Below are 20,989 nucleotides of genomic sequence, written 5' to 3'. Positions count from 1 at the left end.
AAACGATCAAGTATGGATGGTCAGGCCGGACGCGATCAGATCGCGCGTTCGGCCTGCATCTTCTTGATCTCGGCGATCGCGCGCGCCGGCGACAGGCCCTTGGGGCAGACGTTGGCGCAGTTCATGATCGTGTGGCAGCGATAGAGGCGGAAGGGATCTTCCAGCTCGTCGAGCCGCTCGCCGGTCATCTCGTCGCGGCTGTCAGCCAGCCAGCGATAGGCCTGGAGCAGGATCGCCGGGCCGAGGAACTTGTCGCTGTTCCACCAGTAGCTCGGGCAAGAGGTCGAGCAGCAGGCGCACAGGATGCATTCGTACAGGCCGTCGAGCTTCTCGCGCTGTTCGGGGCTCTGCAGGCGCTCCTTGCCCGAAGGCGTGGGGCTGACGGTCTGCAGCCACGGGCGGATCGAGGCGTATTGCGCGTAGAAGTGTGTGAAATCGGGGACCAGGTCCTTGATCACTTCCATGTGCGGCAGCGGCGTGATGCGGATCTCGCCGTTCAGGTCTTCGATCGCGGTGGTGCAGGCAAGGCCGTTGCGGCCGTTCATGTTCATCGCGCACGAACCGCAGATGCCTTCGCGGCAGGAACGGCGGAACGTCAGCGTCGGGTCCTGTTCGCCCTTCATCTTGATCAGCGCGTCGAGCACCATTGGCCCGCACTGCTCAAGATCGATCTCGAACGTGTCGTAGCGCGGGTTTTCGCCGCTGTCCGGGTCGTAGCGATAGACCTTGAACTTCCGGATGCGACCATTGGTGGCCGCGGCGTGGTGGCGCGACTTGCCGGTGATCTTAGAATTCTTCGGAAGCGTGAAGGTTGCCATCTACTGTTTCCCCGATGCGCTATTCGAATCGTCCTTAGCGAATGCGCAGGGCAGGGCAAGTGCTCAGGAGGGCAGGTGGCAAGTCTGTGCCCTTGCGCAAGCGCAGGGCGCTGGGGGCCTGACCATCACCCCGGCGCGCCCTGCGTCGGCGCGGTCAGGCGCCGGTGTTCACCGTCGTCGCCACTTTGTTGAACGTGCCAGAAAGCGAGCTGCCCAGCGAGCTCATCGCCGTGATCGCCGCCACCGCGATCAGCGCTGCGATAAGGCCGTACTCGATCGCCGTGGCGCCGCGGGTATCGCTCATCAGAGTGCGAATGGTCTGCATGGATCGTCCTTCTTCCATATCGTTGGACCCCTGCAGCGTTCTCTAGATTTAAACTATGAATAATTTATAACTTTGGTTTGTTTACACCCTCCGTTTCGACAAGGGCTTGCGCCTCACGACAAGGGGCGCATCCTCGTGTGGAAAGCAAAGGGGATGAGGGGCATGGGCGGTTTCTGGGACAGGGTCGTGGTGCCGCGGCTGATCCGGTGCGCCTGTTCGGCGCCCGGCATCATGGATTTGCGCGCACAGGTGGTGCCCAAGGCACAAGGCGCCGTGTTCGAACTTGGCTGCGGGGGCGGGCTCAACCAGCGTTTCTATCGCGCCGAGGCGATCACCAGTTTCGCCGGGCTCGATCCCTCGCCACTGGGTCTTGACCAGGCGCGGGGTGAAGCCGCGCGCAAGGGCTGGCAGGCCGACTTGCGCCAAGGCGAGGGCGAGGCGATTCCCTTTGCCGATGCAAGCTTCGATACGGTGGTGTGCACCTACACGCTTTGCTCGGTGCACAGCCCGGCCCGTGTGCTGGGCGAACTGCGCCGGGTGTTGCGGCCCGGTGGGCGTCTGCTCTTTGCCGAACATGGCGCGGCGCCCGATCCCGGCGTCGCTCGCTGGCAGCGGCGGATCGAGCCGGTGTGGAAGCGCATCGCCGGGGGTTGCCACCTGACACGTCCCGTCATCGCCGGGATCGAGCAGGCGGGATTCACCGTCGCACCCGGCGGGCGGCGCTACATCGACAAGACCCCGCGCTTTGCCGGCTGGATGGAGTGGGGCGAGGCAGTCCGCGCGGACTGACCGCTGACACGAAAAAGCCCCGCCGGTCCGTAGACCAGCGGGGCCGTTTCCATCCGGTCAGGCGCGCTGGATCAGGCGCCGAACGTCCGCTGCCACCAACCGCGACGCGGCGTGCCGCCTTCCTCGCCTTCGGTGGTCTCGCCCCCGTTGGCTTCCACGGTCTGTGTCGAAGGCGCCGTCTCCGCTGCCGGGGCCGGTTCGGCTTCGACCGGAGCGACATCCGCTGCTGGGACGGCTTCGGCTTCGACGGCCGCGTCGGCCTTCTTGCGGCGCGTGCGCTTGGGCTTGGCCGGGGCCTCTTCGGCCACCGGCGCAGGCTCGGCCACCACTTCGGTCACGGCTTCGGCCGGAGCGGCCTCTGCTGCGACGTCGGCCTTCTTGCGACGGGTGCGCTTGGGCTTGGCAGGCGCTTCCTCGACAGCCGCTTCGGCAGCGGCCACTTCGGAAGGCGCTGCCGCGACCGGTGCCGCTTCTGCCGGCACCTCCTCGGTCACGACCGGAGCTGCTTCGGCGGCAGCGTCGGCCTTCTTGCGGCGGGTGCGTTTGGGCTTGGCCGGGGCTTCTTCGGCGACCGGCTCGGCCTCGAGGGCAGGCGCCTCGACCGCCGGCGCTTCGGCGACGGGCGCGTCCGCAGTCACGGCATCGCCTTCACCGGCTTCGGTCTCGGCTTCGTTGCCTTCGGTCTCGTTGCCCTCGTTGTCGCGACCGCCACGGCGGCGACGGCTGCGACGGCGACGGCGGCGACCGCCGCGCTCCTCGCCATTGCCGGCTTCGCCTTCGCTCGCGTCCCGACCTTCGCCGGCGCCTTCGGCTTCGTCGGTCTCGGTCTCGACGGCTTCGCCTTCAGCGTTCTCGCTACCTTCGGCGCCTTCGTCCTCGCGGCGATCGCGGCCGCGACCGCGCCGACGCTTGCGGCGCTTGCGGCGGCCGCCTTCATCGCCATCGCGACTTTCGCGGCCACCATCGCGCGGCTCGCGCTCGCGGCGGCCTTCGCTGCGGTCTTCGGTGGCTTCGTCCTCGGTGTCGTAATCGTCTTCGATCTCGTCGTCCTGGTCCTCGACCAGCTCCACGATCGGCGCGAACTTCGGCACGAATTCGTTCCGGGGCCCGCGCGAGGCAACGCGCATCTTCGCGCCTTCGTTCTCGCCTTCGGGGATCACCTCGACCGAAACGCCATAGCGGTCCTCGATCTCGGCAAGATCGGTGCGCTTGGCGTTGAGCACGTAGATCGCCGCTTCCTGTGAAGCATAGAGCGTGACGACGGTGCCCTTGCCCTTGGCGGCTTCGTCCTCGATCAGGCGCAGCGCCGAAAGGCCGGCGGACGATGCGGTGCGGACCAGGCCCGAACCATCGCAGTGCGGGCAGGCACGGGTCGTCGCTTCCAGCACGCCGGTGCGCAGGCGCTGGCGGCTCATCTCCATCAGGCCGAAGCCCGAGATGCGGCCGACCTGGATGCGGGCGCGGTCGTTCTTGAGCGCGTCCTTCATCGCCTTTTCGACCTTACGGATGTTCGATCCGTATTCCATGTCGATGAAGTCGATGACCACGAGGCCCGCCATGTCGCGCAGGCGCAGCTGGCGGGCGATTTCGCGCGCGGCTTCGAGGTTGGTGGCAACCGCCGTCTGCTCGATGCCGTGCTCCTTGGTGGAACGGCCCGAGTTGATGTCGATCGAGACCAGCGCCTCGGTCGGGTTGATCACGAGGTAGCCGCCGCTCTTGAGCTGCACCACCGGATCGTACATCGCCGTCAGCTGGTCCTCGGCGCCATAGCGCTGGAACAGCGGCACCGGGTCGGCATACTGCTTCACCCGCTTGGCGTGGCTCGGCATCAGCAGCTTCATGAAGTCCTTGGCGGCGCGATAGCCGTGCTCGCCTTCGACTACGACTTCCTCGATCTCGCGGTTGTAGATGTCGCGGATCGCGCGCTTAACGAGATCGCTGTCCGAATGGATCAGCGCCGGGGCGCTCGACTTCAGCGTGCGCTCGCGGATCTCGTCCCACAGGCGGGCGAGGTAGTCGAAGTCGCGCTTGATCTCGGGCTTGGTGCGCTGCAGCCCGGCGGTGCGGACGATGCAGCTCATCGAACGGGGCAGTTCCAGCTCGGAAATGATCGTCTTGAGCCGCTTGCGGTCCGCGGCCGAATTGATCTTGCGGCTGATGCCGCCGCCGTGACTGCTGTTGGGCATCAGCACGCAGTAGCGGCCGGCGAGGCTGAGGTAGGTGGTCAGCGCCGCGCCCTTGTTGCCGCGCTCTTCCTTGACGACCTGCACCAGCAGCACCTGCCGGCGCTGGATCACGTCCTGAATCTTGTAGCGGCGGCGCAGCGCCATGCGCTTGGCGCGCAGTTCGTCGGCTTCCTTGCCCTGCGCACGGCCTTGGCGACGGCCACGGCGGGGACGGCGCTGGCCGCCCTCTTCGTTGCCTTCGTCCGATGCCTCGGCGCCATCGTCGGCATGATCGGCATCGCCGTCATCGTCGAAGCCGTTCTCGACCACGCCGCCTTCGATCGTGGCGACATGGTCCTTCTCGGATGTGTCGACTTCGGTCACGCCGCCGGAGAAGTCACCTTCGTCCGATGCGTCGTAGCCTTCCTCGCCCCCAAAATCCTCGCCTTCGTACTCGTCGTCCTCGGCGTCCTCGGCAGCGCGCAGCGCGGCCTCTTCCTCGGCGTGCGCGGCTTCTTCGGCCAGCAGCGCCTCGCGGTCTTCCTTGGGGATCTGGTAGTAGTCGGGGTGGATTTCGCTGAAGGCCAGGAAGCCATGGCGATTGCCGCCGAAATCGACGAACGCCGCCTGCAGCGACGGCTCTACGCGCGTAACCTTGGCGAGGTAGATGTTGCCCTTGATCTGCTTGTGATCCGCAGATTCAAAGTCGAATTCTTCAATACGGTTGCCCTTGAGCACCGCCACCCGGGTTTCTTCCTGGTGGCGCGCATCGATCAGCATGCGCGTGGTCATTATGGATTCTCCAGCCGCGCCGCCGCGGGACAAAGCCCGGGAACTTGGCGCGGATCGTTGTAGTGGCGCGAATGGCGTGCGCGCCGGCTTCGGGCCGGCGCTGTCGCTTCGCGAATGCGGTGGTGCCGGATGCAAGCGCGGACGGATCGTCCATGCGCGAGCCGCCCGGCGGCGGCAGGTTCGTGTCTGCGGTAATGACGATCGGCGATAGTGCGCGCTTGCCGATCAGCGCCCGAGCGGCCGGTCCCGCGAGGGGACCTTTGCGCTGGACGTCAACTCGGCTCATCATCACGGCATCAACCTCTGGCGCGGGGGTTGGCGCGAATGCGCTTGAAAGTTCCCCCGCAATTCTTCTCTCGCAAGTCGGCGGCCGGGTGCCACTTTGCCCTGTCCCCTTGCGGCTCCTTGCGCTTTGCCAGCACATTCCTGCGGAACCTTGGGGCGGGCCTGGTACACCAATCTGGTGCCTGCCTGCTTGCGATACTTGGGGTGCTAGCACTGCAATTGCAAAGCGGCAATTAAATTGCATTGCGGATAGATGACGCAATTTCGCGGGGCCTCGGAGGTTTGGCGGTGTCGTCCTGCCTGCACCAGATCGACACCCGATGCGCACCCGGCCAAGCAAGAACACGCTGGACCGGTTCGGCCGTGCCGTTGCATAGCGGCGATGGATGGAAGGGCGCGCGATCTTTGTCAGGCAGGCGGCACTGGCGCTGGGGCTTGCCCTGCCGCTGTCGCTGCTGGTCGTCGTGGGCGTCGGCGTGTGGAAGGTGCGTCAGGTTGCGCGCGCCCAATCCTATGTGATCCACCTTGCGCTGCCCGATGCCGGCGCGCGGCTCGGCCTGCCGCCGATCGAAGGCCCGGCCGATAGCAGCCGTCCGCTGGTGGTGATCGATGCCGGCCACGGCGGGCACGATCCGGGCGCAAGCGGCGCCAACGGCACCCGCGAAAAGGACGTCACGCTGCTGCTCGCCCGCGCGGTGCGCGATGCCCTGCTGCGCGAAGGCCGCCTGCGCGTGGCGCTCACCCGCGATGCCGACCGCTTCCTCGTGCTCGATGAACGCGCCGATCTCGCCCGCAGGCTGGGGGCGGACCTGTTCGTTTCGGTCCATGCGGATGCCGCGGGCAACGATCAGGCGGGCGGCGCCACGGTCTACACCCTGTCCGATCGCGGCAGCGATGCGCTGGCCGATGCGCTGGCCCGGCGGGAGAACCGCGCCGACGGACCTGTGGCCGATGCCAGTGCTTCCAGTGCGGTGTCCTCGATCCTGGTCGATCTGTCGCAGCGCGAGATGCGCGAAAGAAGCGTCGCTTTCGCCGATCTCGTCGTGCGCGAAGGGCAGGGCCGCATCGCCTTCCACGCAGACCCGCGCCGCCAGGCGGCCTTCGTCGTGCTGAAGTCGCTCGATCTGCCGTCCGCGCTCGTCGAAGCAGGCTACATCAGCAATGCCGACGATGCCGCGCGCATGGCCGATCCCGCCTGGCGCGCGCGCTTCGGCGAAACCATCGCGCGCGCTGCCACGATCGCGCTCGCCCGGCGAGAAGCGGCCCCCTGACCCGCGCAACGCGGCACCCTTACAGGTGCGTCGTCATCCACAGCGCCATGGCGATCATGCCCAGGTTTTCGACCAGTGAAACGAACCCCAGCGGCACGTTCGACGATCCGCCGACGCACGCGCACTTCAACTCGCGCCGGTCGATGTAAACCGCCTTGAACACCGAAACCGCGCCCACCGTGCCGATGAACAGCGCCAGCGGGATCGACAGCCATGGCAGCACGCCCGCGATCATCAGCACGCCGGCCAGCGCCTCGGCGAAAGGGTAGACATAGCCATAGCGCACCCAGCGCTTCGCCAGCAGGTCGTAGTTGAGGAACATCGTCGAAAACCGCTCGACATCCTGCAGCTTCAGCAGCGCCAGCGTCGCCATGCTGACCCCGCCGAACCATTGCAGCGCCAGCGCGGTGAACGCTGCGCCCAGCGCCGCCTTGCTCGCCGCCAGCGCGATCAGCGCGGTCATCGCGAACAGCGCCGCGACCGGACGATAGCTGGTTGCCCCGGCTACCGGCACGGCGATGCCGAAATGGCTGCGCAGGTCATCGTATCCGCCGATCCGCTTGCCATCGATGAACACCTGCGGCGTCGTTGCCACGCCATGCTCCGCCTTGAATGCGTCGGTCTGGTCGCGGGTGGCCAGATGGTGGTCCTCCACCGCAAAGCCCTTGCGCTTCAGCAGGGCGAGCGCCTTCAGGCCATAGGGGCACGTGTGGCTGGGCATGACCATGCGGTAAAGCTCGGCGGTCGAACCGGTCTTGGCAGGGATGGACACGGGGCCTCGCTCCTCGTTGCTTGTATCGTGACCCACCCTATCTAGGGTCCGTACCATGGTGCGGAGTCAAGGGGTGGCCCGATGAAGCAGATGACGATCGCGGGCCTTGCCCGTTCCGGCGCGGTCGGCGTCGAAACGGTGCGCTATTACCAGCGGCGCGGATTGCTGGCGGAACCGCCGCTGCCTGCGGGCGGCGGTTTCCGCACTTATGGCGATGACGACGTGCGGCGCCTGCGCTTCATCCGCCAGGCGCAAGGGGCGGGCTTCACGCTCGAACAGATCGCCGAACTGCTCGACCTTGATTCGGTCGACGACCGCGCCCGCGCCCGCCAGCTGGCACGCTCGCGCATCGCCGAACTCGATGCGCGGATCGCGGAAATGCAGGCCGCGCGCGATGCGCTGCAGCGCCTTGCCGACGATTGCGGTCGGGGCGGGCAGGGGGCCTGCCCGATCCTTTCGGCCTTCGATCAGGCAAGTCGCTCCGCCGCTTGACCGCTGCTAGGCCATTACCTGCGCAGCCCCGCTGGCGTTTGCGCAAAGCGGCGTGCTAGAGGGGCGCGCAAGATGGCCGACGATTTGCCCGAGAACGAGCCCGGCGCGCAGCGCTTCCGTATCCGCCGTGGCGTTGGCCTGCTGCGCTCGCCGGGCCTCGCCCGCGTCGCCGATGTCTGGCGCTCCAGCAAGTGGGTGCGCCGCGCAGGCTATCTCCTCGCCGCGCTGGTGCTGGCCTATGCGCTGCTCTGGGTCACGGTGATCCGCACGCTGCCCTCGGCCGACAAGCTGCTCACCTACCAGCCGCCCCTGCCCACCATGGTGCGCGGAAACGACGGCGAGATCGTCTCGAGCTATGCCCGCGAACGCCGCGTCCAATTGCGCTTCGTCGATTTTCCCGAACCGCTGATCAACGCCTTCCTCTCGGCCGAGGACAAGACGTTCTGGACCCATGGCGGCGTCGATGTGTTCGGCTTTGCCGGCGCGGTGGTCGATTATGTCACCAAGTACGGCTCGGGCCAGCGCGCGCGCGGCGGTTCGACGATCACCCAGCAGGTCGCCAAGAACATCCTCGTCGGTGATGAATACTCGGTCAGCCGCAAGCTCAAGGAAATCCTGCTCGCCCGCCGCATCGAAGGCGTGCTGAACAAGCAGCAGATCCTCGAACTCTACCTCAACGAAATACCGCTCGGCCGCCAGAGCTTCGGCGTGCAGGCCGCCGCGCGCGCCTATTTCGACAAGGACGTTGGCGATCTCAAGCTCAACGAAGCGGCCTTCCTCGCCATCCTGCCCAAGGCGCCCGAACGCTATGGCCGCAAGAAGTACGAGGAACAGGCGATCACCCGCCGCAACTGGGTGCTCGACCAGATGGTCAAGAACGGCTGGGCCACCGCGGCGCAGGCCGAAGAGGCCAAGGCGCAGCCGCTCGGCCTCGTCCCCCGTCGCAGCGAAAACTACACGGCCGACGCCGGCTACTTCCTCGAAGAAGTGCGCCGCCAGCTGATCGACAAGTTCGGCGAAAATGCCGAAGAGGGCCCCAATTCGGTCTATGCGGGCGGTCTTTGGGTGCGCACTTCGCTCGACACCCAGCTCCAGACCGCGGCGCAAAGCGCGCTGCGCACCGGCCTGTTGCGCTATTCCGCCGGTCGCGCCTGGCACGGCCCGATCGCCACCATCGATGCGGGTGACAGGTGGCAGACCGAGCTGATCACCAGCAACATCTCGATCAACTATCAGGACTGGCGCGTCGGCGTCGTGCTGTCGCGCAGTGGCGGGTCGGGCACGATCGGCTTCAGCGACGGCAAGACCGCGCCGCTCTATGGCATGCCCGATGCGATGAAGGCGGGCGACGTGATCGCCGTCGCGCCGTCGGGCGGGGGCTGGACCGTGCGCACCGTGCCCGAAGTGTCGGGCGGCATGGTTGTCGAAGATCCGCAGAGCGGCCGCGTGCTCGCCATGCAGGGCGGGTTCGATGCGCGCCTCGGCTCGTTCAACCGCGCCACGCAGGCCCAGCGCCAGCCGGGCTCCACGATCAAGCCCTTCGTCTATGCCACCGCGCTCGACAACGGCATGACCCCGGCCTCGCCGGTGCTCGACGGCACCTTCTGCGTCTACCAGGGCGCCGCGCTCGGCCAGAAGTGCTTCCGCAACTTCGACATGCGCGGGGCAGGGGGCACCCACACCATGCGCTGGGGCCTCGAACAATCGCGCAACCTGATGACCGTGCGCATCGCCAACGATACCGGCATGGACAAGGTCGTGCGCACCATCAAGAACGTGGGCATCGGCGATTACCAGCCGTTCCTGTCGATGGCGCTGGGTGCGGGCGACACCACCGTCGCGCGCATGGTCAACGCCTATGCCGCGCTCGCCAACCATGGCCGCCAGCACGAACAGACGCTGGTGGACTACGTGCAGGACCGCAACGGCAAGGTCGTGTGGAAGGCGGACAACCGCGAATGTTCGGGCTGCAACATGCCCCGCTGGGACGGGCGGCCGATGCCGCGCTTCAAGCCGCTGGGCAAGCAGGTGATGGACCCGCGCACCGCTTACCAGGTCGTCCACATGCTCGAAGGCGTGGTCGTGCGCGGCACCGCCGAAGTGCTGGCCGACCTGAAGCTGCCGCTGTTCGGCAAGACCGGCACCACCACGGGTCCCACGAACGTGTGGTTCTGTGGCGGCTCGCCCGACATCATCGCCGGCCTCTACATGGGCTACGATTCCCCGCGCAGCCTGGGCGGCTATGCCCAGGGCGGTCGCACGGCCGCGCCGATCTTCAAGCAGTTCGTGCTCGATACGCGCAAGCGCTGGTCCGATACCCCCTTCACCGTTCCGGCCGGCGTGCGCATGGTCAAGATCGACCGCGTTTCGGGCAAGCGCGTCTTTGCCGGCGTGCCGCAGGACGATGAGCGCAAGGCCAGCGTGATCTGGGAAGCGTTCAAGCCCGATACCGAGCCCAAGCGCACCGTCCGCGCCGAAGAACTCACCGCCAAGGAAGCGGTGATCGAAGCGATCAAGCGCGCCCGCGCCGCGCGCGGCCTGCCGGTGCAGCAGGATGCAGCGCCGGCCGACGAAGGCGATTTCCTGGAAGAGCAGGGCGGCATCTACTGATTGCTGCCCCTTGGAGCGGGGCCGCTGGAATTGTGTTGTCGGCCGCCCGCGCTGTGATAGCGTCGCGCCCATGAACCGCTTCATTGCCAAGGCCTTGCTCGCCGCTCCCGCCGCAGCCGCGCTCGCGCTTCTCGCGCCCGCCACTGCCAATGCCGAACTGGCGCAGGGCGCGCCCGCGCCCGATTTCACCGCGCAAGGCGCGCTCAAGGGCAAGCCCTTCGCCTTCCACTTGCGCCAGGCGCTGAAGAAGGGCCCGGTCGTGCTCTACTTCTACCCCAAGGCGTTCACGCAAGGCTGCACGCTCGAAGCCCATGCCTTCGCCGAAGCCAGCGCCCAGTTCGCCAAGGCCGGCGCGCAGGTCATCGGCATGTCGAACGACGACGTGCCCACCCTGCAGAAGTTCTCGACCGAAGCCTGCCGCGACAAGTTCGCCGTCGCCGCCGCCACGCCGCAGATCGTCTCGGCCTACGATGTCGATCTCAAGCAGGGCGGCGTCTCGACCGGCCTCACCAAGCGCACCAGCTATGTCATCGATCGCAAGGGCAAGGTCGTGCTGGTGCACTCCGACATGGACTATCGCGATCACGTCAAGCTGACGCTCGCCGCCGTCCAGAAGCTCAAGACCGCGCGCTAAACCGATCGCCGCCAGACACCCGTGACCCCGGATCAAGTCCGGGGTCACGCAGATAACGCGGCACCGGCGGCTTCCAGCCGACCCACTGTATACCCACCCCCCTTTACAAGGCGCGCCGCTCCGCTAAGCGGCGTCCTTCGAATTTTCGAGCCGGAGTGCAACGACATGCGTGCCGAAGGGCAGGCCCACATCGACCGCATCAACGCCGCATTGGCGCTGGTGCGCAAGTTCCTCGACTGGGACCGCGCCGTGCGCCGTCTCGACGAGCTGAACGCGCGCGTCGAGGATCCCAAGCTGTGGGACGATCCGAAGAAGGCCGAGGAAGTGATGCGCGAGCGTCGCCGCCTCGAAGCCGCGATCGGCGCGGTCAACCAGATCGGCCAGGAAATGGCCGATGCGATCGAGTTCGTCGAACTGGGCGAGATGGAAGGCGATGACGATACCATCGCCGAAGGTCTCTCCACGCTCGCCGCGCTGGCCGAACGGGCCGACAACGACAAGATCCAGGCGCTGCTGGCGGGCGAGGCGGATGCCAACAACGCCTTCCTCGAAGTCCACGCGGGCGCGGGCGGCACCGAAAGCCAGGACTGGGCCGAAATGCTCCAGCGCATGTACACGCGCTGGGCCGAACGCCACGGCTACAAGGTCGAACTGCTCGATTACCACGCGGGCGAAGCGGCCGGGATCAAGAGCGCCACGCTGCTGATCAAGGGCGAGAACGCCTATGGCTACGCCAAGACCGAAAGCGGCGTGCACCGCCTCGTGCGGATCAGCCCGTATGACAGCTCGGCCCGCCGCCACACCTCGTTCAGCTCGGTCTGGGTCTATCCCGAAATCGACGACAACATCGAAATCGAGATCAACCCCGCCGACCTGAAGATCGACACCTACCGCGCATCGGGTGCAGGTGGTCAGCACGTGAACACCACCGATTCGGCGGTGCGCATCACCCACGTGCCTTCGGGCATCATCGTGGCGAGCCAGATCGACCGTTCGCAGCACAAGAACCGCGCCACCGCGATGGGCATGCTGAAGGCGCGGCTGTACGAAGCCGAGCTTGCCAAGCGCGAGGCGGCGGCCAGCGGGGAATACCAGGCCAAGACCGAGATCGGCTGGGGCCACCAGATCCGCTCCTACGTGCTGCAGCCCTATCAGCAGGTGAAGGACCTGCGCACCGGCGTCGTCTCGACCAACCCGACCGACGTGCTCGACGGCGCGCTCGATCCGTTCATGGCCGCGGCGCTTTCGCAGAAGGTCACCGGCGAAAAGGTCGACGTTTCGGACGACGATTGATGGTTGTCAGGCGCGGCAGGGCGGACATGCCCTTCCGGGCCGTGCCGAAATGTGGCGAGTTTTTGGCAAAGGGCGCGGCATCCTCTTTCGTTTGCGCGCAATTGCTCCTAAGCGGCAGGCAATCAGCGGACTTGCTGGCGGGGACCGCTGGCTGGCAAGTTTACGGTGCCCGGTGGCTCGGATCGGGCACAGCGGGGCAGGGTTGAAAGAAGGCTATGTCTGGTTTCAAGGGTTTGAGTCCGATTCTCTATGGTGGCCGCGAAGTGTGGCCGCTGGTCGAAGGCGGCAAGGGCGTCGCGGCGACCAACCACATGAGCTCGGGCGCCTGGGCGGCCGCTGGCGGCATCGGCACGGTCAGCGCGGTCAATGCCGATAGCTACGACGCCGAAGGCAAGATCGTGCCGCAGGTCTATGCCCAGCTCACCCGCAAGGAACGCCACGAACAGCTGATCCGCTATGCCATCGATGGCGCGGTCGAACAGGTGAAGCGCGCCTACGACATTTCGTCGGGCAAGGGCGCGATCAACATCAACGTGCTGTGGGAAATGGGCGGGGCGCAAGCCGTGCTCGAAGGCGTGCTGGAAAAGACCCGCGGCCTCGTCACCGGCGTCACCTGCGGCGCGGGCATGCCCTACAAGCTGTCGGAAATCGCGCAGCGCTTCAACGTGCATTACCTGCCGATCGTCTCGTCCGGACGCGCGTTCCGGGCGCTCTGGAAGCGCGCCTACAGCAAGGTGCCTGAGCTTCTTGCCGCCGTGGTCTATGAAGATCCGTGGCTCGCCGGCGGGCACAACGGCCTGTCGAACGCCGAAGACCCGAAGAAGCCCGAAGATCCCTATCCCCGCGTCAAGGCGCTGCGCGACGTAATGCGCGCCGAAGGCGTGTCGGACGAGGTGCCGATCGTGATGGCGGGCGGCGTGTGGTTCCTGCGCGAATGGAACGACTGGATCGACAATCCCGAACTCGGCAAGATCGCCTTCCAGTTCGGCACGCGGCCCTTGTTGACCGAGGAAAGCCCGATCCCGCAGGCGTGGAAGGACCACCTGCGCACGCTGGAGCCGGGCGACGTCCTGCTCCATCGCTTCTCGCCGACCGGCTTCTATTCCTCGGCGGTGCGCAATCCCTTCCTGCGCAGCCTCGAAGCGCGTTCGGAGCGCCAGATCCCCTATTCCAAGGTCAGCGCGGGCGAACACACCGTCCAGCTCGACGTCGGGGTGAAGGGCAAGAACTTCTGGGTCACCCCCACCGATCTCGGCCGCGCGCGCGCCTGGCACGGCGCTGGCTTCACCGATGCGCTGCGCACGCCCGACGACACGATCGTCTTCGTGACCCCGGCCGAGCGCGAGGAAATCCGCAAGGATCAGGCCGATTGCATGGGCTGCCTGTCGCACTGCGGATTCTCGTCGTGGAAGGACCACGACGATTACACCACCGGACGCCTCGCCGATCCGCGCAGCTTCTGCATTCAGAAGACCTTGCAGGACATCGCCCACGGTGGCCCCATCGACGAAAACCTGATGTTCGCGGGCCACGCCGCCTACCGCTTCAAGCAGGATCCGTTCTATTCCAACGGCTTCACCCCCACGGTGAAGCAGCTCGTCGACCGCATCCTGACCGGCGATTGAGCGTGCGGCTGCCCCCTCTTCCCGTACGGGGAAGGGGGCGGCGCCCTTCGGGCGATTGACAGGAATCACCATTCTAATTTAAAAGTCGTGCCGTTCGCTTCGGCGGACACAGCCTGGTGATCGGCACCCGCGCTTCTGCGGCTGGCCGGTCTGGGATGGCGCCGCACGATGCGCGCCAGCTGCAGGCCCCACAGCGTTTAGGCGGGATGGTCCCGCGTGGTGGGTGCGGGCATGCAGGATTGATACGACAAGCACAGTTGCGCGCCCGCTCCCCGTGATCGGAGGAGAGTGATCGCATGTCCGCATTTGTCCGCAACGCATGGTACATGGCCGCCTGGAGCCAGGAAGTGCCGAACGACGGCTTCCTGCCGCGCACGCTGCTGGGCGAACCCTGGTTGATCCTGAAGGCCAGCGATGGCGCCTACGTGATGATGGCCGACCGATGCCCGCACCGCTTCGTGCCCTTGAGCCGGGGCAGGCGCGTCGGCGATGCCGTTGCCTGCGGCTACCACGGGTTGACCTTCGGCACCGATGGCGCCTGCGTGTTCAATCCGTTCGGTCGCGAAGTCCCGCCCGAAGCCCGGGTGCGCACGCTGCCTCTGATCGAACGCCACGGCGGCCTGTGGTTCTGGCCCGGTGATGCCGAAAAGGCCGATCCCGCCACGATCCCCGACTTTGCGTTCATCGACGATGAACACGATGCGCGCGATTGGCTGGTGATGGATGTCGGCTACGAACTGATCTCCGACAATCTGCTCGATCTCAGCCATGCCGAATTCCTCCACGTCGAAACCTTCGGCGTGAACGGGTCGCTGTTCGAATGCGGCAAGCAGACGGTCGAAACCGACGAGACCGGGGCGATCTGGAACAAGTGGGACATGGACTCCAGCCGCGCACCCGCCTGGACCGTGCCGATGCTGGGGGAAGGCGCACGGGTCGATCAGTGGCTCCACATCCGCTGGCACGCGCCGGCCTCGCTCGCGCTGTTCATCGGCCTTGCGCACGAAGGCACCGGACGCACGCAGCCGGTCGTGCCGCCGATGGCCAACCCGCACATCCTGACGCCGAAGAACGAGACGGAAACGCACTACTTCTTCACCCGCGGCCATGGTGCCGAAGCCGAAGCGATGGCGCGCAAGGTCTTCCTGGAAGAGGATGAACCCATGATCCGCGCGCAGCAGGCAGCCATGGCGGGAGAGGATTTCTGGGCGCTGCGTCCGGTGATCCTGCCGTCGGATGCCGCCGCGATCCGCGCGCGGCGCAAGCTGATGCAGATGCGCCGTGAAGAGGCTGCCCCGGACGCGGCTTAACCGTACGCAGGCATGGGTTGCGTATGCAAGGTGCATCCGCAACCTCCTCCAACCCCTTTCCTACAGGCGGGCACGGCCCTAAAATCGCGCCCGCCACCGGAAAGATGCCGTCTAATCAGCGGCTTGCCCGTCGCGCTTTGTGTCGGCGGGCGAAATCGCGATTTTCCTCTTTGAAGTCTGTCAACTTTGTCAACTTGGCGGATTTGGAAGGGCGCCCTTCGGTGTCCTTCGCCCTCGCTCGGCCGGCCGCGACTCAGTCGAATTCCCAGGCCCGCTCGCCGTGGCTGATGATGTCGAGCCCCTCGCGTTCCTCGTCCTCAGTCACCCGCATCGGGATCACCATGGCCACCATCAGCGAAGCGATCACCGTCGCCACCGCGCTCCACAGCGCGACAACGCCCACGCCCACCAGCTGGGCCACCAGCTGCCGGCTCATCCACATGCCTTCGGCATAGCCCGTGCCGCCCAGCTTGGGCGAAATGAAGACCGCCAGCAGGATCGAACCGGTGATCCCTCCCATGCCGTGCACGGCGAAGACGTCGAGCGAATCGTCGATTTCCAGCTTGAACTTCACCAGCAGGATCATCGGGTAGCACACCGCCACCGACGCCAGCCCCAGCAGGATGGCCGCGCCCGGCGCGATGAACCCGGCGGCCGGGGTCACCGTGGCCAGGCCCGCGATGGCGCCGGTGGCAAAGCCGATCGAGGTCGGCTTGCCCACCGCGATCCGCTCGACCAGGATCCACGCCAGCGCGGCGGTGCAGGCGGCCAGATGGGTGTTGATGATCGCGGCGGCCGCATCGTCGTTGGCGGCCAGCGCCGATCCGCCGTTGAAGCCGAACCAGCCGACCCACAGCAGCGCCGCGCCCGCCATGGTCAGCGCCGGGCTGTGCGGCAGCATCAGCGTCTTGGGAAATCCGTTGCGCTTGCCCAGCAGCAGCGCCACGACCAGCGCCGAAACGCCCGCCGTGGTGTGGACCACGATGCCGCCCGCGAAATCGAGCGTGCCGAACTTGCTGGCAAGCCAGCCGCCGCCCCACACCCAGTGCGCCACCGGGGCGTAGACGATCAGGCTCCACAGCGCGGCAAAGCCGACCACCCAGCCGAAGCGGGCGCGATCGACCCAGGCGCCGACCATCAGCGCCGGCGTGATCAGCGCGAAAGCCATCTGGAACAGCGCGAAGGCGCTTTCGGGCACGTCTGTCGCATTGCGCACATTGCCCAGATTCAGCAGCATCCAGGCGTTGCCGCCGCCCAGCCAGCCGTTGCTGACGTCGCCGAACGCCAGGGTGTATCCGCAGACGACCCAGATGATCGAGGCCACCGCCGCGATCGCGCCGGTCTGGACCATCACCGCCAGGAAGCCCTTGGCGCGCACCAGCCCGCCGTAGAACAGGGTGAGGCCGGGCGCCGCCATCATCAGCACCAGCGCGGCCGAAACGAGGATCCAGGCGGTATCGCCGCTGTCGGCGATGTCGACGTCGCTGGTCAGGCCGGCGGTCTGCGCATGGGCCAGCAACGGAAACGCGACCAAAGCGGCAGCCAGTGCCGCGCCCAGAACCTTGCGCATGGTGATGACGTTCTCCCTCTTGCCCGGTGGCGGCAAGGCACACCGGACAGCCGACCCTCTCTGGTCGCGCGGTCTAGGCAACGATCTGGCGTGCCGCAAGTATTACGCGCACGATTGTTGTGTGTGATCGGGACAGGTCGCCGCCGGTCTCTGGGCGCGTCAGGCCCAGCCTTCGAGCACCTGGTCGGGTGGGCGGTGACCATCGGCCCAGAAGCGGATGTTGGCGATGACCTTTTCGCCCGAGGCGATGCGCCCTTCGAAGGTCGCGCTGCCCATGTGCGGCAGGATCGCCACATTGTGGTGCGACAGCAGGCGCGGATCGACCGAGGGTTCATGCTCGAACACATCGAGCCCCGCGCCGCCGATGCGCCCTTCGACCAGCGCGGCGATCAGCGCCTCTTCCTCGATCAGGCGGCCCCGCGCGGTGTTGACGATGTAGGCGTGCGGCTTCATCAGCGCGATCCGCCGCGCATCGATCATGTGGTGGGTTTCGGGGCTGGCCGGGCAGTGCAGGCTCAGCACATCGGCTTCTGCCACCAACGCGTCGAGATCGGGTTCGAACCGTGCGCCGAGCATGTTCTCCAGCCCTTCGGGCAGGCGGTGGCGGTTGTGGTAGACCACGGCAAGCCCGAAGGCGCGGGCGCGGTGGGCCACCGCCTGACCGATCCGGCCCATGCCGACAATGCCGAGCACCTTGCCCCCAAGGCGGTGGCCCAGCAGCGTGGAGGGCGCCCAGCCTTCCCAGTTGCCCGCGCGCAGTACGCGGCCGCCGTGGTTGAGCCGGCGCATCACCGAGATGATCAGCGCCAGCGTCATGTCGGCGGTATCGTCGGTGAACACGCCAGGGGTGTTGGTCACGGGAATGCGCCGGGCACGGGCGGCGGCAAGGTCGATGTGTTCGGTCCCGGCGCCGAAGTTCGCGATCAGGCCGAACTGCGGGCCGGCGGCGGCGATCAGTTCGGCGTCGATGGTATCGGTAACGGTGGGCACCAGCACGTGGGCGCTGGCCAGCGCCGCGGCCAGCGCGGCGCGGTCCATCGGGCTGTCGGTGGTGTTGAGCGTCACGTCGAACAGCTCGGCCATCCGCGCCTCCGTTTCCGGCAGCAGACGGCGGGTCACCACGACGCGCGGCTTGCTGTCCACGCGGCGGGCAGGGCGATAATCGGCGGGGGCGGCGGACTGGCTCATCGTGGACCTTCGCTAAGCCGCTTGGCGAGTCCCGGTCAAGCCGCGACCTGCGTGTTGCGAAGTGCCCGATCGCGAAGACCGTGGAACAAGTCCGCCGCAGGGCATTGTCATGATCGATCAGCGGTGTATCGGATGGAATCGCATGCAAGCCTTCTCGATCGTGTCCAAGCGCCGTGCGCTGCTTCCTCTTTTCGCAGGTCTTTCGCTGGCGCTTGCCGCGGGCGCTCCGGCCCGTGCCGAGGACGACAGCGGCGTTCCCTACTGGGTGTCGCTGCGCAAGCAGCCGGCCAACCTGCGCGTGGGTCCGGGTCGCGAATACCGGATCAGCTGGGTCTACGTGCGGCCGGGCGTGCCGTTAAAGGTGCTGCGCGTGATGGGCGGCTGGCGCCTGATCCAGGACCCGGACGGCGCGCGCGGCTGGATGCTGGCGCAGTTCCTGACGCGCACCCGCACCGGCATCGTCAAGGGCGGGGAAGCCGCGATCCGCGAAAACAAGGATGGGTCCGGCAAGCTGATGTGGCGCGCCGCGCCCGGGGTCGTCGCCAAGCTGGACGATTGCGACAGCGGCTGGTGCAAGGCCGACATCGATGGCCGCAAGGGCTATATCGAAGCGGACAAGGTGTGGGGCGCAGGCAACCCCTGAGCCGCGATCCGCGCACAGGGTGCTGGAAGGGGGAAGGTCAGCCCTTCGACAGGCTCAGGGCGGGCGGAGTTGTGAGGCGGCCCTTTGACAGACTGCTCAGGGCAGGCGGATTGCGCTAATCGTTTGCATTCCTAAACCGCACGCATCCCTTGACCGTCCGTGCTGAGCTTGTCGAAGCACTGCATTTCTTCGTCAGCGACGGGCCCGTGGCAAGCGGCTTCGGGCGAGGTGCCGGCAACCGCCCTTGCGAGCGATTGCCGGCCATCCGGATCAGACCAGTTCGACCGCGATCGCGGTGGCTTCGCCGCCGCCGATGCACAGGCTGGCAACGCCCTTCTTGAGGCCCTTGTGCTTGAGCGCGCCGATCAGCGTGGTGACGATGCGTGCGCCCGACGCGCCGAGCGGGTGGCCGAGCGCGGTGGCGCCGCCGTGGACGTTGATCTTGTCATGCGGGATGCCGAGATCGTGCATCGCAAACATGGCAACGCAGGCGAAGGCTTCGTTGACTTCGAACAGGTCGACATCGCCGACGCTCCAGCCGGCCTTGGCGAGGACCTTCTGGATGGCGCTGACCGGCGCGGTGGTGAACTTGGCCGGTTCCTGCGCGTGCGCATCGATCGCGACGACCTTGGCAACCGGGGTCAGGCCCTTGGCCTTGGCGGTGCTTTCGCGCGTCAGGACCAGCGCGGCTGCGCCGTCCGAGATCGACGAGGACGAGGCGGCGGTGATCGTGCCGTCCTTGCCGAAGGCGGGCTTCAGCGTAGGGATCTTGTCGGGGCGGCCCTTGCCGGGCTGTTCGTCGGTATCGACCACGACTTCGCCGCTGCGCGTCTTGACCGTGACGGGCACGACTTCGCTGGCAAAGCCGCCATTGGCGATGGCTGCCTGCGCGCGCGACAGCGACGCGATGGCGTATTCGTCCTGCTGGGTGCGGGTAAGCTGGTATTCGTCGGCGGTGGCCTGCGCGAAGGTGCCCATGGCGCCGCCCTGGTAGGCATCTTCCAGACCATCGAGGAACATGTGGTCATAGGCCGTGTCATGGCCGATGCGTGCGCCCGAGCGGTGCTTCTTGAGCAGGTAGGGGGCGTTGGTCATCGATTCCATGCCGCCTGCCACGATCAGGTCGGCGCTGCCCGCGGCGATGGCTTCGGCAGCCATCATCACGGTCATCATGCCCGAACCGCAGACCTTGTTGACGGTGGTCGCTTCGACCGACTTGGGCAGGCCCGCCTTGATCGCGGCCTGGCGGGCCGGTGCCTGGCCAAGGCCGGCGGGCAGCACGCAGCCCATGTAGATGCGTTCGATGTCTTCGCCGGCAACGCCCGCGCGTTCAACCGCGGCCTTCACCGCCGTGGCGCCGAGATCGGTCGCCGCGACATCGGCGAAAACACCCTGCATGCCGCCCATCGGGGTGCGCGCATACGAGAGGATGACGACGGGATCGGCGGCGGAGAACTGGGCCATGGCGCGGGTTCCTTGGTGTGGTAGAACGACGGCCGAGTGGCCGATCGTCTGGCGATCTAATGGTGCGGCGCAACAATTGCAAATGACAGGGCGAGCGATCAGGCGGATGTCGTGAAGGGGCGGGCAGGGTGATCGCGGGAGTGGATGCTACCTCGGCACAAGGGACGGCCGTGCTGATCGCGGGGGCCGGGGTGCTGGGCGCAATCGTCGGTTCGTTCCTTGGCGCCACGCTGGTGCGGCTGCCCGCGGGACGGTCGGTCGTGACCGGGCGATCGGCGTGCGACGGCTGTGGCAAGACATTGAGCGCAAGGGAACTGGTGCCCGTGCTTTCGTGGCTGGCGCAACGCGGCAAGTGCCGTGGCTGCGGTGCGCCGATCGGGGCGTGGCAGCTGGGGGCCGAAATCGGCGCGGCGCTGGTGGCGATGGGCGCGGTGGCGTTTGCGATGCAGGGTACGGTGCTGGCGGCCATGCTGCTGGGCTGGCAACTGCTGCTTCTGGCGCTGCTCGATGCCCGGCACATGTGGTTACCACGTATGCTGACCGCCTTGCTTGTCGCCAGCGGAGTCACCGTGGCGGCCACCCATGCCTATGCGATCGGCGACCTGCTGCCGCTGGAGCTGGCGCTGCTGGGCGGCGCGCTGGGCTTTGCGGCGCTGTGGCTGGTGGCCTTTGCCTATCGCCGAGTGCGCGGGCGCGAGGGGATGGGCGGGGGCGATCCGCCGCTGATGGGCGCGATCGGGGTGTGGCTGGGGCCGCAAGGGGTGATCCTGACAATTCTGGGCGGGACCCTGATCGGCCTTGTTGCGGTCCTTGCGCTTTTTGTGGCCGGGCGTAAACTATCTGCTGATAGCGTCCTGCCGCTCGGAACCTGCCTTGCCATTGTGGCCTGGCCGCTGTTCGTGTGGGGCGGCTGGGTGTGAAACGAAAACGGTCTGAGAGACAA

17 protein-coding genes are annotated in these 20,989 nt (G+C 66.9%); 10 read left to right on the top strand and 7 right to left on the bottom strand.

The genetic code is table 11. From position 1 onward, the window contains the following. Window positions 1-35: 35 nt before the first annotated feature. Window positions 36-818, bottom strand: a complete 783-nt coding sequence (locus tag AACH40_RS10275) for a succinate dehydrogenase iron-sulfur subunit (RefSeq protein WP_169492956.1) — start codon at window positions 816-818, stop codon at window positions 36-38. Between the two features lie 154 nt (window positions 819-972). After that, a complete protein-coding gene (locus tag AACH40_RS10270; protein ID WP_169492955.1) occupies window positions 973-1,143 on the bottom strand; it encodes a Flp family type IVb pilin in 171 nt (56 codons plus the stop codon). 162 nt (window positions 1,144-1,305) lie between these two features. Between AACH40_RS10270 and AACH40_RS10265 the strand changes: the two genes are divergently transcribed. After that, entirely contained in the window at window positions 1,306-1,932 is a 627-nt protein-coding gene (locus AACH40_RS10265) for a class I SAM-dependent methyltransferase (protein WP_338642327.1), read from the top strand. Window positions 1,933-2,003: 71 nt separating this feature from the next. On the opposite strand, the gene AACH40_RS10260 is transcribed toward AACH40_RS10265, so the two are convergent. Next, window positions 2,004-4,889 (bottom strand): Rne/Rng family ribonuclease, encoded by a 2,886-nt coding sequence (locus AACH40_RS10260; RefSeq protein ID WP_338642325.1) that lies wholly within the window; start codon window positions 4,887-4,889, stop codon window positions 2,004-2,006. Window positions 4,890-5,560: 671 nt separating this feature from the next. On the opposite strand from AACH40_RS10260, the gene AACH40_RS10255 reads away from it, so the two are divergent. After that, on the top strand, window positions 5,561-6,445 hold the full coding sequence (locus tag AACH40_RS10255; protein ID WP_338642324.1) for an N-acetylmuramoyl-L-alanine amidase: 885 nt from the start codon (window positions 5,561-5,563) through the stop codon (window positions 6,443-6,445). A gap of 19 nt (window positions 6,446-6,464) precedes the next feature. Here AACH40_RS10255 and AACH40_RS10250 read toward each other — a convergent pair whose 3' ends face one another. Beyond that, window positions 6,465-7,172, bottom strand: coding sequence for a glutaredoxin (locus AACH40_RS10250; RefSeq protein ID WP_338646037.1), 708 nt, complete (start codon window positions 7,170-7,172; stop codon window positions 6,465-6,467). A 126-nt stretch (window positions 7,173-7,298) separates the two neighbouring features. Here AACH40_RS10250 and AACH40_RS10245 point away from each other — a divergent pair, with 126 nt between their 5' ends. From AACH40_RS10245 to AACH40_RS10220, 6 genes are all read left to right on the top strand, one after another. Next, window positions 7,299-7,709: a MerR family DNA-binding protein gene (locus AACH40_RS10245; protein ID WP_338642322.1), complete on the top strand. Its 411-nt coding sequence runs from the start codon at window positions 7,299-7,301 to the stop codon at window positions 7,707-7,709. A gap of 72 nt (window positions 7,710-7,781) precedes the next feature. After that, window positions 7,782-10,319, top strand: coding sequence for a penicillin-binding protein 1A (locus tag AACH40_RS10240; protein ID WP_169492950.1), 2,538 nt, complete (start codon window positions 7,782-7,784; stop codon window positions 10,317-10,319). Between the two features lie 70 nt (window positions 10,320-10,389). Then, the gene (locus AACH40_RS10235; protein ID WP_338642321.1) at window positions 10,390-10,953 is read left to right on the top strand and encodes a peroxiredoxin; all 564 of its coding nucleotides are present in this window, start codon (window positions 10,390-10,392) and stop codon (window positions 10,951-10,953) included. 165 nt (window positions 10,954-11,118) lie between these two features. Next, window positions 11,119-12,246: a peptide chain release factor 2 gene (prfB, locus tag AACH40_RS10230; RefSeq protein ID WP_169492948.1), complete on the top strand. Its 1,128-nt coding sequence runs from the start codon at window positions 11,119-11,121 to the stop codon at window positions 12,244-12,246. Window positions 12,247-12,461: 215 nt separating this feature from the next. After that, window positions 12,462-13,871, top strand: a complete 1,410-nt coding sequence (locus AACH40_RS10225; RefSeq protein WP_338642320.1) for an NAD(P)H-dependent flavin oxidoreductase — start codon at window positions 12,462-12,464, stop codon at window positions 13,869-13,871. Window positions 13,872-14,167: 296 nt separating this feature from the next. After that, on the top strand, window positions 14,168-15,181 hold the full coding sequence (locus AACH40_RS10220; RefSeq protein ID WP_338642319.1) for an aromatic ring-hydroxylating dioxygenase subunit alpha: 1,014 nt from the start codon (window positions 14,168-14,170) through the stop codon (window positions 15,179-15,181). 253 nt (window positions 15,182-15,434) lie between these two features. On the opposite strand, the gene AACH40_RS10215 is transcribed toward AACH40_RS10220, so the two are convergent. Both AACH40_RS10215 and AACH40_RS10210 read right to left on the bottom strand, forming a co-directional pair. Continuing rightward, window positions 15,435-16,751, bottom strand: coding sequence for an ammonium transporter (locus AACH40_RS10215; protein WP_338642318.1), 1,317 nt, complete (start codon window positions 16,749-16,751; stop codon window positions 15,435-15,437). Between the two features lie 159 nt (window positions 16,752-16,910). Further along, the gene (locus AACH40_RS10210) at window positions 16,911-17,939 is read right to left on the bottom strand and encodes a D-glycerate dehydrogenase (RefSeq protein ID WP_338642317.1); all 1,029 of its coding nucleotides are present in this window, start codon (window positions 17,937-17,939) and stop codon (window positions 16,911-16,913) included. A 142-nt stretch (window positions 17,940-18,081) separates the two neighbouring features. Between AACH40_RS10210 and AACH40_RS10205 the strand changes: the two genes are divergently transcribed. After that, window positions 18,082-18,582, top strand: a complete 501-nt coding sequence (locus AACH40_RS10205) for an SH3 domain-containing protein (RefSeq protein ID WP_169492943.1) — start codon at window positions 18,082-18,084, stop codon at window positions 18,580-18,582. Window positions 18,583-18,852: 270 nt separating this feature from the next. Here AACH40_RS10205 and AACH40_RS10200 read toward each other — a convergent pair whose 3' ends face one another. Then, window positions 18,853-20,046 (bottom strand): acetyl-CoA C-acyltransferase, encoded by a 1,194-nt coding sequence (locus AACH40_RS10200; RefSeq protein ID WP_338642316.1) that lies wholly within the window; start codon window positions 20,044-20,046, stop codon window positions 18,853-18,855. A 170-nt stretch (window positions 20,047-20,216) separates the two neighbouring features. Between AACH40_RS10200 and AACH40_RS10195 the strand changes: the two genes are divergently transcribed. Further along, window positions 20,217-20,966, top strand: coding sequence for a prepilin peptidase (locus AACH40_RS10195; RefSeq protein ID WP_338642315.1), 750 nt, complete (start codon window positions 20,217-20,219; stop codon window positions 20,964-20,966). The last annotated feature ends 23 nt before the right edge of the window (window positions 20,967-20,989 follow it).

It is taken from the genome of Novosphingobium olei (assembly GCF_037076535.1).
Classification (GTDB): Bacteria; Pseudomonadota; Alphaproteobacteria; order Sphingomonadales; family Sphingomonadaceae; genus Novosphingobium; species Novosphingobium olei.
Note: the sequence above shows the minus strand (reverse complement) of the source record. Positions and strands in the feature narration are given on the sequence as shown.

Excerpts from the sequence above, each read along its gene's own strand:
- AACH40_RS10215 (WP_338642318.1), bottom strand. The coding sequence starts at position 16,751 with ATGCGCAAGGTTCTGGGCGCGGCACTGGCTGCCGCTTTGGTCGCGTTT.
- AACH40_RS10225 (WP_338642320.1), top strand. The coding sequence starts at position 12,462 with ATGTCTGGTTTCAAGGGTTTGAGTCCGATTCTCTATGGTGGCCGCGAA.
- prfB (WP_169492948.1), top strand. The coding sequence starts at position 11,119 with ATGCGTGCCGAAGGGCAGGCCCACATCGACCGCATCAACGCCGCATTG.
- AACH40_RS10260 (WP_338642325.1), bottom strand. The coding sequence starts at position 4,889 with ATGACCACGCGCATGCTGATCGATGCGCGCCACCAGGAAGAAACCCGG.
- AACH40_RS10270 (WP_169492955.1), bottom strand. The coding sequence starts at position 1,143 with ATGCAGACCATTCGCACTCTGATGAGCGATACCCGCGGCGCCACGGCG.
- AACH40_RS10205 (WP_169492943.1), top strand. The coding sequence starts at position 18,082 with ATGCAAGCCTTCTCGATCGTGTCCAAGCGCCGTGCGCTGCTTCCTCTT.
- AACH40_RS10275 (WP_169492956.1), bottom strand. The coding sequence starts at position 818 with ATGGCAACCTTCACGCTTCCGAAGAATTCTAAGATCACCGGCAAGTCG.
- AACH40_RS10250 (WP_338646037.1), bottom strand. The coding sequence starts at position 7,172 with ATGGTCATGCCCAGCCACACGTGCCCCTATGGCCTGAAGGCGCTCGCC.
- AACH40_RS10265 (WP_338642327.1), top strand. The coding sequence starts at position 1,306 with ATGGGCGGTTTCTGGGACAGGGTCGTGGTGCCGCGGCTGATCCGGTGC.
- AACH40_RS10255 (WP_338642324.1), top strand. The coding sequence starts at position 5,561 with ATGGAAGGGCGCGCGATCTTTGTCAGGCAGGCGGCACTGGCGCTGGGG.
- AACH40_RS10220 (WP_338642319.1), top strand. The coding sequence starts at position 14,168 with ATGTCCGCATTTGTCCGCAACGCATGGTACATGGCCGCCTGGAGCCAG.
- AACH40_RS10235 (WP_338642321.1), top strand. The coding sequence starts at position 10,390 with ATGAACCGCTTCATTGCCAAGGCCTTGCTCGCCGCTCCCGCCGCAGCC.
- AACH40_RS10240 (WP_169492950.1), top strand. The coding sequence starts at position 7,782 with ATGGCCGACGATTTGCCCGAGAACGAGCCCGGCGCGCAGCGCTTCCGT.
- AACH40_RS10245 (WP_338642322.1), top strand. The coding sequence starts at position 7,299 with ATGAAGCAGATGACGATCGCGGGCCTTGCCCGTTCCGGCGCGGTCGGC.
- AACH40_RS10210 (WP_338642317.1), bottom strand. The coding sequence starts at position 17,939 with ATGAGCCAGTCCGCCGCCCCCGCCGATTATCGCCCTGCCCGCCGCGTG.
- AACH40_RS10200 (WP_338642316.1), bottom strand. The coding sequence starts at position 20,046 with ATGGCCCAGTTCTCCGCCGCCGATCCCGTCGTCATCCTCTCGTATGCG.